General features: G+C 74.2%; 9 protein-coding genes. 2 read left to right on the top strand and 7 right to left on the bottom strand.

Going from position 1 to position 15588, the window contains the following annotated elements; translation table 11 throughout:
* Positions 1 to 8: 8 nt before the first annotated feature.
* The 5 genes from OG386_RS08925 to OG386_RS08905 all read right to left on the bottom strand — a co-directional run bounded on the left by OG386_RS08925 (position 9) and on the right by OG386_RS08905 (position 5271).
* Positions 9 to 764 carry a DUF4118 domain-containing protein gene (locus tag OG386_RS08925; protein ID WP_328787627.1) on the bottom strand — a complete coding sequence of 252 codons (756 nt, stop codon included), beginning with the start codon at positions 762 to 764 and terminating at the stop codon, positions 9 to 11.
* A gap of 195 nt (positions 765 to 959) precedes the next feature.
* A complete protein-coding gene (locus OG386_RS08920) occupies positions 960 to 2069 on the bottom strand; it encodes a mechanosensitive ion channel family protein (protein ID WP_328787626.1) in 1110 nt (369 codons plus the stop codon).
* Between the two features lie 200 nt (positions 2070 to 2269).
* Positions 2270 to 3544: a pyroglutamyl peptidase gene (locus OG386_RS08915; protein ID WP_328787625.1), complete on the bottom strand. Its 1275-nt coding sequence runs from the start codon at positions 3542 to 3544 to the stop codon at positions 2270 to 2272.
* 133 nt (positions 3545 to 3677) lie between these two features.
* Entirely contained in the window at positions 3678 to 5075 is a 1398-nt protein-coding gene (locus tag OG386_RS08910) for an amidase (protein ID WP_328787624.1), read from the bottom strand.
* Positions 5062 to 5271 (bottom strand): hypothetical protein, encoded by a 210-nt coding sequence (locus OG386_RS08905; RefSeq protein WP_328787623.1) that lies wholly within the window; start codon positions 5269 to 5271, stop codon positions 5062 to 5064. Before OG386_RS08905 ends, OG386_RS08910 begins: the two co-directional genes overlap by 14 nt.
* A gap of 151 nt (positions 5272 to 5422) precedes the next feature.
* Between OG386_RS08905 and OG386_RS08900 the strand changes: the two genes are divergently transcribed.
* Positions 5423 to 6352 (top strand): MBL fold metallo-hydrolase, encoded by a 930-nt coding sequence (locus OG386_RS08900; protein ID WP_328787622.1) that lies wholly within the window; start codon positions 5423 to 5425, stop codon positions 6350 to 6352.
* Positions 6353 to 6378: 26 nt separating this feature from the next.
* Here OG386_RS08900 and OG386_RS08895 read toward each other — a convergent pair whose 3' ends face one another.
* Both OG386_RS08895 and OG386_RS08890 read right to left on the bottom strand, forming a co-directional pair.
* Positions 6379 to 6951 carry a TetR/AcrR family transcriptional regulator gene (locus OG386_RS08895; protein WP_328787621.1) on the bottom strand — a complete coding sequence of 191 codons (573 nt, stop codon included), beginning with the start codon at positions 6949 to 6951 and terminating at the stop codon, positions 6379 to 6381.
* Between the two features lie 121 nt (positions 6952 to 7072).
* Positions 7073 to 7906 (bottom strand): alpha/beta fold hydrolase, encoded by an 834-nt coding sequence (locus tag OG386_RS08890; protein WP_328787620.1) that lies wholly within the window; start codon positions 7904 to 7906, stop codon positions 7073 to 7075.
* Positions 7907 to 8150: 244 nt separating this feature from the next.
* Between OG386_RS08890 and OG386_RS08885 the strand changes: the two genes are divergently transcribed.
* Entirely contained in the window at positions 8151 to 15485 is a 7335-nt protein-coding gene (locus OG386_RS08885; RefSeq protein ID WP_328787619.1) for a non-ribosomal peptide synthetase, read from the top strand.
* Positions 15486 to 15588 lie beyond the last annotated feature (103 nt).

The following is a 15588-nucleotide window of genomic DNA, read 5'->3' as shown; positions in this document are numbered from 1 at the left end:
GCGGGGGCTCAGCCGCGGTGGGACACGCCGGCCGTGTCCAGTGCGGCGCCCGCCAGCGCGGCCAGGGCGAGCGCCACCGAGCGGGCGTCCTCGGGCGGCAGGCGGTGGCCGGGAACGGGGTCGAGGAGGAAGCGGCCGTAGTAGTGCCCGCCCCCGACGACCCGCAGCTCGGTCTCGCCGTCCGGCCAGTCGGCGTACCCGGTGACCCGGCCGCCGCGGCGCAGCCACAGGCCGCCGTCGTGCTCCAACCGAGGTCGGTGCCCGATCAGGGTCCCGTACTCGAAGCGGCAGCCGCGCAGCCCCAGCAGGCCGATGAGCTCCTGGCGGACGTACTCGACCACCGCGTCCGGCGAACCGCCCCGCTCGGTCAGCCGGGCGGTGCCCTGGAGGCTGGACAGGTGCGCGGCGCCGGCGACCGCGACCGCCTCCAGCCTGCGGGCGCGTACGGCCAGTTGCGCGACGATCAGCCCGACGGCCAGCAGGAGGACGGCCGTTTGGACCGCGTCCCGGTCGGCGAGGGCGACGTGCTCGTAGGGCCGGGCGAGGAGGAGCAGGCCGAACCAGGTGGCCGCGGAGAGCGCGGCCACGGCTGCGGCGGCCCGGGTGCCCGAGGCGGCGATCGCGACCACGACGACGACCAGGACCAGGGCCTCGTTCGTAGGGGAGAGCCGGGTGCGGAAGGGGACGAGCGCGAGCGCCACGAGCAGGGGTACCACCAGGGCCCCGAACAGCGCGGCACGGTCGTGGAGTCGGTACGCGGGCATGTGATGCCTCCCGTCCGGAGGTGACGATCTCAACCAGAGCCAGATGTCCGAGGGCAGACTGCCCACGGCGAGGGGCGGAGCCACCCGCCCTGGCGAGGTCTTGACGTACCGCACACGGATTTTGCCCACGGGCCCGGGGCCCGTGGGCTGACGTCGACGCGGGGTGCGGCGGCGCGGGGGTACGGCGGAGCGGGCCTACCGGCCGCCGTCCGGGAGCAGCGCCGACGACTCGCGCTGGTGCGGGACCGGTGCGAGCGGTGACAACGGCGCACGCGGTTCGTCCCGGTGGAGCTCGACCGTACGCGTCGGAGCGGGGATCGAGATGCCCTCCGTCCGGAACCGCTCGTGCAGGCGCTTGATGAACTCGTGCTTGATCCGGTACTGGTCGCTGAACTCGCCGACGCCCAGGATCACCGTGAAGTTGATCCGGGAGTCCGCGAACGTGTGGAAGCGGACGGCCCCCTCGTGCGCGGGGTCCGCGCCGTCCACGTGGGCCATCACCTTGCCGACCACGTCGAGGGTGACCCGCTCGACGTGCTCCAGATCGCTCTCGTAGCCCACGCCCACCTGGACCAGGATCGAGAACTGCGCTTCCGGCTGGGTGAAGTTGGTCATGTTGGTCCGGGCGAGACGCCCGTTGGGGATGATGACCAGGTTGTTCGACAGGTTGCGGACCACGGTGTTGCGCCAGTTGATGTCGACGACGTAGCCCTCCTCGCCGCTGGTGAGCCGGATGTAGTCACCGGGCTGCACGGTCTTCGAGGCGAGGATGTGCACGCCGGCGAAGAGGTTGGCGAGGGTGTCCTGGAGGGCCAGGGCCACCGCCAGACCACCCACTCCGAGGGCGGTGACCAGCGGCGCGATGGACACCCCGAGGGTCTCCAGGGCGACGAGCACGCCCATCACGAGGACCACGATCCGCGTGATGTTGACGAAGATGGACGCCGATGCGGCCACCCCCGTGCGCGATGCCGCCACGGACTGGACCAGGCCCGCGACGACCCGCGCCGCACTGAGGGTGGCGATGAGGATGAGCAGCGCGGTCAGCGATTGGTTCACGAACCCCGAGACGCGCGCGGTGAGCGGCAGGGTCGTGGCGGCCACGGCCGCGCCCGCGATCAGCGCGGCCCCGGGCGCGATGGTGCGCAGCGCGTCGACGATGATGTCGTCCCCCTGCCACCGGGTCCGCTCGGCGTGCCGGCCCAGCCATCGCAGGAGGGCGCGCAGCAGCAGCCCGACCGCGGCGCCCGCCGCCAGGGCGATCCCGGCGACCAGCCAGTCGTGCAGGACGAGATCCCGGTTCAACGTACCCCCTCCGGTGCGCCGCGCCGGCCCGGGGGAGTGGCGACGGGCGCTGCCGGCCGTCGTATGGGGCGTGGGTGTGTCGTCACCTTGTCACCTGTCAGTTCGTCGTGCGTGAAGCCGCGTTCGGGCGCGTGTGCGCATCCGGAACGGGCTGCCATCCTGCCCCATGGCAGCGGGAGGCACCGCAGGCGGGGCTGCCGCTACCGTCGTGCGGCGGCGTGTTCGAGGACCGCGCGGACCTCCGCGGTTATCGCGCTCTCGTTGCGTTCGAACTCGGGGCCGGTCAGCTGCTGGGGGTCGGCCGGCAGGCCGGTGAGCACCGGGGTGTGGAGATGGCCCCCGGGCAGGTGCGGGGCGAGTTCGGCGCGCAGCCGGTTGGAGCGGTAGGCCACTTCGTTGGACAGGTAGCCGCCCCCGCCGCCCGCCACGGCCCGCGAGCCGGGGGTCGGGCCGTCGGTCCGGTCGACGGGAGCCGTGCCGCCCGCCGGGATCTCGGTCACGTCGCTGTTGAGGAGGACCGGGTACGGGCTCTGCACGGCGCCGGTGACGGCGCCCGCGGGGAGCGTGGTGCGGATGAACTCCGGTCCCGGGCCGAGGTCGGGGGCGGTCACCGGGTGTTCGCGGGTGCCCCCGGACAGGGCGCGCACGTTGTCGGGGTACGGGTCGGCGGACCGCGCCCGTCCCGCCCAGTCCTCCAGGGTGAAGATGCCGGGGTAGCCCTGGCTGACGGTGGTGATGACGTCGGCCGGGGCGGGGCCGCCGGCCAGGCGCGGGGCGAACGCCCGCTCCACCATGCCGGCGTCGAAGTCGGCGTACCGCACGGGGAGGACGACGGCACGGATTTCGGCGGGGCTGCCGTCGGCGAGGGTCACGCGCCGTCCGTTGAGCTGGAGGGCGGCCGAACCCGACGGGTTGGCGCGGCGCATCTCGGCGTCGAGCCCGAAGGGGTCGAACCCGCTGATGAAGACGCGCCGTACGCCCGGCGCGGTACGGAAGGCGTTGTTCGTCAGGCCCCGGGAGGCGTCCTCGAAGCGGGCGCGGAGCGCGGCCCGGTCGGCGGTGAACTCCGGCTGCCAGCGGGCGAGTACGGCGGTCATGCCGAGCCGCGCCCAGTACAGCGGCCGGTCGTCCCCGGGGGCGAGGTCGCCGCCGGGCCGCTGCCCCTGGGCCCGCCGTACGGAGGCCTGCCACAGGGCCTCGCCCCAGTCGGTGACCAGCCGGTCGGCTTCGGCGGGGCCGCGGGTCGTGCACAGCGCGGCGGGGAACCGGCGTACGAAGTCCCCGAACCCGCCGCGCTCGACGAGGGCCGTGGTGCGGGCGTCCGAGAGCCGCGCCTGTTCGGCGTCCAGCGGTACGGACGCGGAGGCGCGACACGCGGACGAGCCGTCGGCCGCGTGCGCGGGTGAGGCGACGGCCAGGGGAAGGACGGTGGCGAGAAGGGCAGCGGCCGACGCCGCACGCCGTAAGAGCATCATGCGATGTGACATTACATAGCGGCCCCCACCCCCACCAGACGCACCGGCTGCAGCGGCGGGGACTGGCTCAACTCCGCCTCCTTCGCGGCCGGTTCGTCGCGCGGCGACGCTTCGCGCACCCTCGGCCGTCCCGCTACGCCGCCCGCTCCGGGGCCAGCCCGCGCGCGCTGCCGGTCCGCTCGAGGGCGTGTCCCGCGCGCAGCACCGCGGCTTCCCCGAAGGGCCTCCCCATGAGCTGCATGCCGATCGGCAGGCCCGCCGAGTCCAGGCCGACGGGTAGGCTCAGCGCGGGAACACCGGTGAGGTTGGCCGGGGCCGACAGCCGTACGTACGCGTCGGCGACGCTTTCCGTGCTGCCGTCGCCCCAGGTCACCTCGGTCCGGCCGGACTCGACGGCGGTGATCGGCACGGTCGGCGCGGCGATCAGGTCGACCGCCTCCAGCATGTCCCGCCAGGCCCGCCCCATGAGGGTGCGGGCGCGCTGGGCCCGCAGGTAGTCGCCCGCGGTCACGAGCTCGCCCGCCTCCAGCAGGACCCGCACGTCGGCCCCGTACAGGTCGGGCACCGCCCGCAGGGTCCGTTCGTGGTAGGCGGAGGCCTCGGGAACCATCAGGCCCCAATGGGTCGCGCGGACGTAGCGCGTCATCGGGATCTCGACGTCGACGAGCCGCGCGCCGAGCTCCTCGAGCCGTCCGATCGCCCGCCGGACGGCGGCCTCGACCTCCGGGTCCACCCGGTCGAAGTAGTAGTTGCCCGGCACCCCGACCCGCAGCCCCGTCAGATCCGTGCCGGGGCCCGGCCGGTGGTCCGCGGCCGGCGCCGCGACGGACGCCGGGTCGCGCGGGTCGTGTCCGACCAGGGCGGCCAGGACCAGCCCGGCGTCCTCCACGGTGCGGGTGAGGGGGCCCACGTGGTCGAGCGACCAGGACAGCGAGGTCACGCCGTGGCGCGGCACCAGCCCGTACGTCGGTTTCAGCCCGACGACCCCGTTGAGGGCGGCGGGCACCCGGATCGATCCACCGGTGTCGGTGCCCAGGGCGAATGCGGCCGCCCCCGCCGCGACGGCGACGGCGGAACCGCCGCTGGACCCGCCGGCCACCCGGTCCGGATCCCAGGCGTTGGCCGTCTGAGGGGTGGTCAGGCCGTAGGCGAACTCGTGCGTGTGGGTCTTGCCCACCAGGGCCGCCCCGGCCGAGGCGAGCCGCGCCGCGACGGTGCTGTCGGCCTCCGCCCGGTGCCCCGACCGCGCCCGGGAGCTCGCCGTGGTCGCCGTCCCGGCCACGTCGATGAGGTCCTTCAGGCCGACGGGCATCCCGTGGAGGGGCCCCCGGTGCGTGCCACGGGCGATCTCGGTCTCCGCCCGGCGGGCCGCGTCGCGCGCACGGTCGGCCGTCACGGCGGTGAAGGCGTTCAGCTGCGGCTCGACCCGTGCGATGCGCGCCAGCGCCGACTCCACCAGTTCGACCGGCGAGACCTGTCGGCCGTGCACGGCCTCGGCCGCTTCGGCCACGGTCAGCTCATACGGTTCCATCGTGCTGCTCCCCTCCCGCACGGTACGTCGCGGAGGGCGGTGTCTCGCCGAAGTCCAGTTCCCGCAGGAGCGATACGACGGCGTGGATGTGGTCGGCGGTGGCCGCCACTTCCGCATGGCGGTCCTTCGCCAACGGAAGCCCTGACCGTGCGGCCCAGCGGGCGGCTTCGGGGGGAGTGAGGTTCGGGGCGGACATGTGCTGCCTTCCTTCAAGGGGGAACGACGGAGCGATCGCCGTTGCCTTAAAGCTAACGGCTTGCGTTAGTTCACGGTAGGGCCTACGGTCGCTTAAAGCGAATGAATCGCTTTTGTTTCGGCCGGCCCTCTGTAGACGAAGGAACACGCGCATGCGCACCGCACAGTTCACCGAACGGGCCCCGTCCGGAGCCGCCGCCCACTGGTCCGTCGGGGAGATCGCGGTCCACCGCGTCGACGAGGTGCCCCTGCCGCCCGCGACCGGACCGTGGCTGCTGCCGTCCGCCACCCCGGACGTGGTCGCCGAACACGACTGGCTGCGGCCCGACTTCGCCGGCCCGGACGGCGTCCTGCACCTCGACAGCCACAGCTTCGCGCTGGTCGTGGACGGTCTGCGGGTCCTCGTCGACACCGGGATCGGCAACGGCAAGACCAGGGCCAACCCGGCGTGGCACCAGCTCCGTACCGACTACCTCGCACGCCTCGCGGACATCGGGTTCACCCCCGAGAACGTCGACCTGGTGATCCTCACCCATCTGCACACCGACCACGTCGGATGGAACACCCGCGAGGTGGACGGCGCATGGGTGCCGACCTTCCCGGGCGCCCGGTACCTGACGTCGAGGGCGGAGTACGCGTTCTGGGCCGCCTACGACATGGACGAGGCGCGGCGCGGCATGTTCCGCGACTCCGTCGTGCCCGTCGAGGAGGCGGGTCTGCTCGACCTGGTCGACGTACCGGACGAGGGGATCGAGGTGGCCCGGGGACTGCGCCTGCTGCCCGCGCCGGGGCACACCCCCGGACAGATCGCCGTGGAGGTGAGCAGCGCCGGTGCGACGGCCCTCGTCACCGGGGACGCCGTCCACCACCCCGTGCAGCTGGCGCGCCCGGAGATCGGCAGCTGCGTCGACATCGACCCCGTGCAGGCCGAAGCCACCCGCCGCGCGCTGCTCGCCCGACTCGCCGACACCGGCGCCCTGGTGCTCGGTACGCACTTCCCCGCGCCGACCGCCGGCCGCGTGGTCGCCGAGGGGGACGGCTACCGGCTCGAACCCGTGGCCGCCGCAGCGGCGCGCCGCTGACCCGGGGGGCGTGCGTGCCGGGCCGGTCAGCGGGGTGCGCCGAAGCCCCGTACGGCCTCTCCCGCGAGCCGGTGCGCGTACGCACCGGTGAGCCCGGTGGGGCGGAACAGGATGCGGTACATCATCGGCGCCACGACCCGGTCGAGCACCGTCTCGACGTCGGGGGCCTCCTCGCCGCGCTCCGCGGCGCGGGCGAGCACGATGGCGATCTGCTCCGCCGCATAGGTCGAACACTGCCCCGCGTTGTCGCCGTCGGGGTCCCCGAGCAGCGCGTCACGGATGTACGCGCGTCCCGTGGGCGAGGCCATCTCCTCCTGGAACTGCTCGGCCCAGCCCCGCAGGTCCGACAGCAGGTCTCCGTGGTCCTGCGGCGGAGCGTCCGGGCGCAGGTGCTCGACGGCGACGTCCGAGAGCAGTTCCTGTAGGTCGCCCCAGCGGCGGTAGATCGTCGACGGGGTGACGCCGGCCCGCGCCGCGACCATCGGGATCGTCAGCTCCGGACGCCCCAGTTCGGCCTGGAGCTCGCGCACGGCGGTGTGGACCGCCTCCTGGACCCGCGCACTGCGGCCTCCGGGGCGGACCATCGCTTTTCGGCTCATGCGGCCAGCTTAAAGCAAATTTCTTGCATCATGCTCGGCTCCGGGGCCGCCGCCCCGGGCTCCGCGGCGGCGGCCCCGGAGTGCGCGGAGCCCGGGGCGGGGCGGACGGCCGAGCCGGGCGCTACTTGCCGATGAAGGCGAGGAGGGCGTTGTTGACCTCTTCGGCGTGGGTCCACAGCAGACCGTGCGGGGCGCCCTCGACGGTGACGTAGTCCGCGTGCGGGAGGGCCTTGTGGAAGGGTTCCGCGGTGGCCTCGATCGGGAGGATGCGGTCCGCGGTGCCGTGGAGGATCAGGGTGGGAACGTCGATCTTGGGGATGTCGGCCCGGAAGTCGGTGGTCCACGTGGGGACGGCGGCGCGGGAGGCGTACGCGGAGGCGCCGGCGGCGGTGGCCCAGCTCGCCCGGACGGTCTCCTCGCTGATGCGCGTGCCGAGGTTCTCGTCGAGGTTGTAGAAGGCCTGGTAGAAGTCGGTGAAGTAGGCGTAGCGGTCCTTCGTGACGGCGGCGAGGATGCCCTCGAAGACGCTGCCGTCGACGCCGGTGGGGTTGTCGTCGGTCTTGAGGAGGTAGGGCTCCAGGCCGGCGAGGAAGGCGGCCTTGGCCACGCGTCCGGAACCGCGGGTGCCGAGGTATCGGCCGACCTCGCCGGTGCCCATGGAGAAGCCGACGAGGATCGTGTCGGTGAGGTCGAGGGTCTCCATCAGCGTGTGGAGGTCGTCGGTGAAGGTGTCGTAGTCGTAGCCGGTGGTGGGCTGGGACGACTGCCCGAAGCCGCGCCGGTCGTAGGTGATGACGCGGTGGCCGGCGTCCAGCAGGGCGGGCAGCTGCTTCTCCCAGGAGTGTCCGTCCAGCGGGTAGCCGTGGATGAGGACGACGGGCTGCCCGCTGCCGTGGTCCTCGTAGTACAGGTCGATGTCGGTGGTGTTCTCCTGGCCGACGGTGATGAAGGGCATGGCGCCTCCTGTGGCGATCTCGGATCGGTCCGCGGCAGCAGTGTCCCGCCCCGGGGCCCCCGAACGGCGTCAGAACACGGCCTTCCACCCGTACTTGCGCAGGTCGTCCACAACCGCGGTCACGTGAATCGGGGACCGGAAACAGGCGACTTCACCCGAATCGCTGCCGTTCCTAGGCTGAACGGGCAAGCAAGCGGAGCATGCGCCGCGTACCAGCCACCGGTGCGGCGCCGAGGGAGTTGTCTTGGCCAGTCACGATCCGACCGAACGCCCTGCGGAGCCGTCGTTCAGCGCGTTCCGCGCGTCGGGAGCGCAGCAGCGGATGTACTTCCTCCAGCAGGTGGAGGAGGGCAGGCCGACCTACCACATGCCCGTCTTCTACGGTCTCGAAGGACCGGTGGACGAGGCCGCGCTCCGCACGTGCGCCCAGGGCCTGCTCGACCGGCACGAGGCACTGCGCACCCGGTTCGTCCTGCGCGACGGCGAGCTGTGGCAGCACATCGACACCGAGGCCGTGCTCGCCTGGTCCGCCGCCGCGGCGCACGGACCCCGGGACGTCGAGGAGTGGATGGCCGCCGAACACCACCGGCCCTTCGACCTGGAGTCCGGACCGCTCTTCCGGGTGGCCCTGCTGCACACCCCCGAGGGCGCGGTCCTCGCGCTCGCCCTGCACCACATCGTCGCCGACGGCTGGTCCGTCGGGATCCTCGCCCGCGAGCTCCTCGGCGCGTACGCCCGGTACGCCGGCGCCCCCGACGCTGCCGACCGGCCGCAGCCGGCCGCGGCCGAGGCCCTGGAAGGGCCCGAGGTCCCCGAATACCAGTACGCCGACTTCTCCGACTGGCAGGAGGAATGGCTCCAGGGAGCCGCCGCCCAGCGCCAGCTCGCCTACTGGGAGCAGCAGTTGGGCGGGGAACTGCCCGACGCGCCCCTGCCCCGGGACGGCCGGCCCGGTGCCGGAGCGGACCGCGGCGCGGCGGCGCTGCACTCCTTCGAGGTGCCCGCCCAGGTGCTCGCCCGGATGGAGCGCCTGTGCCGTGACACCCACAGCACCCCCTACACGCTGATGTTGGCGGCCTTCCAGATCGTGCTGGGCCGCTACACGGGCACCGACGACGTGCTCGTCGGAACGCCGGTGGCGGGCCGCAACCGCAAGGAGTTCCAGGACACCGTCGGCCTGTTCGTCAACACGCTGGTCATCCGCGCGGACCTGTCCGACGACCCCGCCTTCCGGGTCCACCTGGAGCGCGTACGCGACACCGTGCTCGACGCCCAGGACCACCAGGACCTGCCCTTCGAACGCGTCGTCGACCGGATCGCCCCCGGACGCACCGGCGAGGACGCGCCCCCCTTCCGGGTCATGTTCGGCCTGCACGACGAGGACGGCATGACCGAGGGCCTGCCCGGCCCGAGGGTCACGATGCTCGAAGGGCCGGCCGGAACCGCCAAGTTCGACCTGACCTTCGACGTCGTACGCACCGGCGGCGCGCTGAGCTGCCGGCTGGAGTACCGGGCCGACCTGTTCGAGGCCGCCACCGCCCGGCAGTTCGGCCGGCACTTCGCCCGCCTCCTCGACGCGGCCACCGCAAGCCCCGAACTCCCGCTCAGCCGGCTCCCGATGCTGTCGGCCGACGAGCGGAGCGGCATCGGCTCGCCGCTCCCGCCCCGCGCCGCCCTCCCGCACGCTCCGGGCGAGCCGGCTTGCATCCACGAGATCTTCGCCGGGCACGCCGCCCGCACCCCCGAAGCGGTCGCCCTCGTCCACGAGGGCACGTCCCTCACCTACCGCGAGCTCGACACCCGCGCCAACCGGCTCGCGCACCGGCTGCGCGCCCTCGGCGTGGGACCCGACACCCTCGTCGGACTGTGCCTGCCCCGCTCCGCCGACCTCGTCGTCGCTCTGCTCGGCATCCTCAAGGCCGGCGGCGCCTACCTGCCGCTCGACCCCGACAACCCGCCCGAGCGGCTGCGCCACATCGTCCAGGACGCCCGCCTGGAGCACGTCGTCGGGACCACCGCCACCCGGTCCCTGTGGGACGCCCCCGGCCTGCACACCGTCGACCTGCAGGCCGACGCCCCGCTCCTGGCCGCCGAACCGGACACCGCCCCCGAGAGCGGCGTCACCCCCGAGCACCTCGCCTACGTCATCTACACCTCCGGCTCCACCGGCCTGCCCAAGGGCACCCTCGTGCCCCACGCCAACGTCACCCGACTGTTCTCCGCCACCGACCACTGGTTCGGCTTCGGCCCCGAGGACGTGTGGACCCTGTTCCACTCCATCGCCTTCGACTTCTCCGTCTGGGAGCTGTGGGGCGCCCTCGCCCACGGCGGCCGCCTCGTCGTGGTGCCGTACGGAACCAGCCGCTCGCCCGAGGAGTTCCACCGGCTGCTGCGCGCCGAGCGGGTCACCGTCCTCAACCAGACCCCCTCCGCCTTCTACCAGTTGGCCCGTGCCGACGAGGAGCACCAGCGCACGGCCGGTCCGGACGCCTCCGGGCTCGCCCTGCGCCACGTCGTCTTCGGCGGGGAGGCCCTCGACGTAGCCGCCCTCGCAGGGTGGTTCGCCCGGCACGGCGACACCGCACCCCGCCTGGTCAACATGTACGGCATCACCGAGACGACCGTGCACGTCACCTACCGGCCGCTGACCGCCCGCGACGCCGAGGAGGGCCGCGGCAGCGTCATCGGCGTGCCCATTCCCGACCTGCGCCTGCACCTGCTCGACGCGCGCGGCCGGACCGTCCCGCGCGGCGCCGTGGGGGAGCTGTACGTCGCCGGGGCCGGCCTGGCCCGCGGCTACCTGCGCCGGCCCGAACTCACCGCCGAGCGCTTCCCCACCGGCCTCGCCGACCGCGGCGCAGACCGCGGCGCCGACGGGCCCGCCGGGCTCGCGGAGGGCGAGCGGCTGTACCGCACCGGCGACCTGGCGCGCGCCCTGCCCGACGGGGACCTGGAGTACCTCGGCCGCATCGACCACCAGGTCAAACTGCGCGGCTTCCGGATAGAACTCGGCGAGGTCGAGGCCGCCCTGGCCGCCCACCCCCTCGTCGACGCCGCGGTCGCACTCGTCGCGCCGGACCCCGCGGGGACCGACGTCCTCGTCGGCTACCTGGCCGTGACCGGGGCCGAGGACGGCACGGGCCCCACCGTGGAGGAGATGCGCACCCACCTCGCGCAGCGGCTGCCCGGCTACATGATCCCCGGCGCCTTCGTCACCCTGCCCGCCTTCCCGCTGACCGCCAACGGCAAGACCGACCGACGCCGCCTGCCCGCCCCCGGCTCGGTGCCCCGGACCCCCACCGCCACCTACGAGGCGCCCCGCGGGCCGGTCGAGACCGCGCTCACCGAGGTCTTCGCCCAGGTCCTCGGGCACGAACGGGTCGGCGCCCTGGACAACTGGTACGCCCTCGGCGGGGATTCCATCCGCTCCCTCCAGGTCCTCGCCCGGATCCGGGAACGCGGCCTCGACCTCACCGTCGCCGACCTCATGCGCCGCCAGACGGCCCGCGCGCTGGCCCCCGTCGTGACCCGGCGGGAGGCGGCGGCCGCCGCCGAGGCCCCGTACGAGCCGTTCGCCCTGCTCACCCCCGAGGACCGCGCCGCCCTGCCCGAAGGGCTGGAGGACGCCTACCCGATGACCCGGCTCCAGGCCGGCATGCTCTACCACAGCGACCTGCCGTCGGCCGGCGGACGCGTCTACCACAACGTGGCCTCCTACCTGGTCGAGGCGCCCTACTCCGAGGACGCCTGGCGCACCACCGTCGAGGTCCTCGCCGCCCGGCACGAGATGCTGCGCACCTCCTTCGACCCGCACGGGTTCGGCGAGCCCCTCCAGCTCGTCCACCGCGGCGCCCGCCCGGAGATCACCTTCGAGGACCTGTACGGCCTCGACCCCGAGGCACAGCGGACCGCCGTCGCCGCCCGCTACGCCGCCGAGCGCGACAGGCCGTTCGGCTGGGACCGGCCCCCGCTGATCCGCTTCCACGTCCAGCGGCTCTCCGACACCCGCCTCCAGCTGTTCGTCGCCGAGCACCACGCCGTCCTCGACGGCTGGAGCGAACGCTCGCTCCTCACCGAACTGGCCTCCTGCTACACCGAGGCGCTCGCCGCCCGGACCCCCGCGGAGGGTCCCTCGCCGGACGCGGGCCCCCGCTCCCGGTTCGCCTCCTTCGTCGCCCTGGAACGGGCGGCGCTGGGCGATGCCGGACAGCGCGCCTTCTGGACCGGCAAGGCCGCCGACGCCCCCGCGACCCGGCTGCCCCGCCCGGCGGCGACCGGCGGACCCGCCACGATGTCCTGGTACCTCGCGCCGCTCCCGGAGGGGCTGCACGCCCGGCTGACCGCCCTGGCCGCCGAGTGCGGCGTACCGCTGCGCACCGTCCTGCTCGCCGCGCACCTGCGGGCCATGGCCCTGCTGGGCGGCGGCGACGCGGTCACCACCGGAGTGGTACACAACGGCCGGGCCGAGGAGACCGACGGCGACAAGGTCGTCGGCGTCTTCCTCAACACCCTGCCGCTGAGCGCCGACGTCACCGGTCTCAGCTGGCGCGGCCTCGTCGCGCACGTCGCCGAGCTGGAGGCGGAGCTGCACGCGCACCGCCGCTTCCCGCTCGCCGAGATCCAGCGCCTGTCCGGCGGCGGGCCGCTCTTCGAGACCTTCTTCAACTACACCCACTTCCACGTGGAGCGGGACGGGTCCGCCGACGGCGCGTTCACCGTGCTGGAGGAGACCGGAGAGGCCGGCACCGACTTCGCCTTCGGCGCGGAGTTCTCCCGCAGCCCCGACGGCTCCCTGCTCGAACTCGGCCTGCGCTTCGACGCCGCCCAGTTCTCCGAGGCGCAGATGGAGAGCGCCCACGCCTCCTACACCGCCGCCCTGTGCGACCTGGCCGAGGCCCCGGACCGCGACTGTACGGCCGCCGACCTGTTGCCGGAGGCCGAACACCGCCGCCACGCCGAGTGGAACCGGACCGCCGTCGACTACCCGCAGCCGCACGTCCTGACCCGACTGATCGACGCGCAGCGCGACCGGACCCCGGACGCCCCGGCCGTGCGCTTCGAGGGCGCCGAGCTGACCTACCGGGCCCTCGACACCGAGGCCGAACGGCTGTGCGCGGCCCTGCGGGAGCGGGGCGCGGGCCCCGGCACCTTCGTCGGCCTGCTGCTGGAACGCTCCCTCGCCCTGCCCGTGGTCCTGCTCGCCGTCCTGAAGTCGGGCGCCGCCTACGTCCCGCTCGACCCGGAGCACCCGGCGCCGCGCGTGCGGTCCCTGCTCGCCGAGTCCGGCATCGGCCTGGTGGTCACCGAGGGCGCGTGGACGGAGCGGCTGGAGGGCTCCGGGGTCACCGTCGTCCGGCCGGACGCGGCCCCGACCGCCGCCGCGGGTCCCGCCGGGGCGCCCGAGCCGTCCGACCCGGCGTACATGATCTTCACCTCGGGCTCCACCGGAAAGCCCAAGGGCGTCGTGGTCTCCCACCGCGCCATCGCCAACCGGCTGCTGTGGATGCAGGACGAGTACGGGCTGGTCCCGGGGGAGCGGGTGCTGCACAAGACGCCGTACACCTTCGACGTCTCCGTGTGGGAGCTGTTCTGGCCCCTGCTGACCGGCGCCACCCTGGTCCTCGCCCGCCCCGGCGGGCAGCGCGACCCCGGCTACCTCGCCGGCCTGATCCACGACGAGGGCGCCACCACGGTGCACTTCGTCCCGTCGATGCTGAGCGTCTTCCTCGACGACCCCGCGGCCGTGACCGGCGCGGCCGGGCTCACCCGCGTGGTGTGCAGCGGCGAGGCCCTGCCGTACGAGGTCCAGCGCCGGTTCTTCGAGCGGCTGCCCGGCGTCGAACTGCACAACCTCTACGGACCCACCGAGGCGGCCGTCGACGTCACGTACTGGCAGTGCCGGCCGGACGGCGGCGACAGCGTGCCCATCGGCCGGCCCATCGCCAACATGCGCACCCACGTCCTGGACCGCCGCCTCGCCGAGGTCCCCCTCGGCGTCACCGGGGAACTCTTCCTCGAAGGCGTCGGCCTCGCCGACGGCTACCACGGACGCCCCGAACTGACGGCCGAGCGCTTCATCGAGCACACCGGCCCCGACGGCGTCACCCGCCGCCTCTACCGGACCGGCGACCTGGCCCGGCACCGCCCCGACGGAGCCCTGGAGTACGCGGGCCGCACCGACCACCAGCTCAAGATCCGCGGCTTCCGCGTCGAGCCGGGGGAGATCGAAGCCGTCCTCGCCGAACACCCCGGTGTGCGCGACTGCGCGGTCCTGCCCCGCGGCGAACGCCTCGTCGGCTACTTCGTCCCCGACGCGGCCGGCCCGGACGCCGCACCCGCCCCCGACCCGGGCGCACTGGCCGCCCACGCCCGGGAGCGGCTCCCCGAGTACATGGTCCCCTCCGCGTGGGTGCGCCTGGACGCCCTCCCGCTGACCGCCAACGGCAAACTGGACCGCGCAGCCCTGCCCGACCCGGACCCCGCCGACCTGCGCGGCGGCGCCGAGCCGACCCCGCCCCGCGACGCCCTCGAAGCCCGCCTCGCCGGGATCTGGGAGCGGCTGCTGGACGCCGGCACGGTCGGTGTCCACGACGACTTCTTCGAGTCCGGCGGGCACTCCATCGACGCCCTGCGCCTGATCGGTCGGATCAACCAGGCCTTCGGCGAACGCCTCGGCGTCTCGGCCGTCCTGGAGCACCCGACCGTCGCCCGGCAGGCCGCGCTGCTGCGGGGCCGCCACGTCGCCGTGGCCCCGGACCCGGTGGTCCGCCTCCAGCCCGAGGGCACCCTCGCCCCGCTCTTCCTCGTCCACCCGATCGGCGGGAACGTCTTCTGCTACCGCACTCTGGCCGCCGAACTGGGCACCGAACGACCGGTGTTCGGGCTGACGGCACCCGGGCTGACCGACCCCGCAGCGGCCCCCGACGCCACCGTCGAGGAGCTGGCCGCAGCCCACCTGGAGGCCCTGCGCCGGATCCGCCCCTCCGGCCCTTACCACCTGGCCGGCTGGTCCTTCGGCGGGCTCCTCGCCCACGAAATGGCGGTCCAACTGCGGGCAGCCGGGCAGGAGGTGGCGACCCTCGCACTGCTGGACACCGGCTACCCGGAGCCCGGCGCCGTCCCCGACGACGAGAACGAGCTGCTGGAGTGGTTCCACGAGGACCTCGCCCGCTCCGCCGGCTTCGACCCCTCCGACGAGAGCGCGTCCGCCCTGCGGAGCGCCCTGCGGAGCGTCGCCGACACCACGGCCCGGCTCACCGTCCTCGCCGAGCAGGTGGAACGCGACGGCTTCGCCCCCGGACTGGACCCGCAGGACCTCGCCCGGCACTACGCGGTGTTCCGGACCGGGATCCGCGCCGGCGCCGCGTACGAGCCCCCGACCGCCCCCTGCCCGGTCCTGTTCCTCCAGAGCGGGACCGGGGCCCGGGAGCGGGCCGCCGACCGATGGGCCGGGCGGGCCGGGGCCGGCTTCACCCGCCACGACGCCGCCACCGACCACTACGGGCTGATGCGGCCGCCGCACAGCACCCGGGTCGCCGCCCTCCTGCGCACCGCCCTCGCCGCGGCCGACCACCGCTGAACGGGTGCCCCGGCCCGCCCGGGGTACCCGTCCCCCCCTTCCCGCGCCGCGCGTCGACGAGGCATGCGCCGACGCGCCCCGCACCAGAACAGGAACGGAACAC

The sequence above is a fragment of the Streptomyces sp. NBC_00273 genome, assembly GCF_036178145.1.
Taxonomy (GTDB): Bacteria; Actinomycetota; Actinomycetes; order Streptomycetales; family Streptomycetaceae; genus Streptomyces.
Note: the sequence above shows the minus strand (reverse complement) of the source record. Positions and strands in the feature narration are given on the sequence as shown.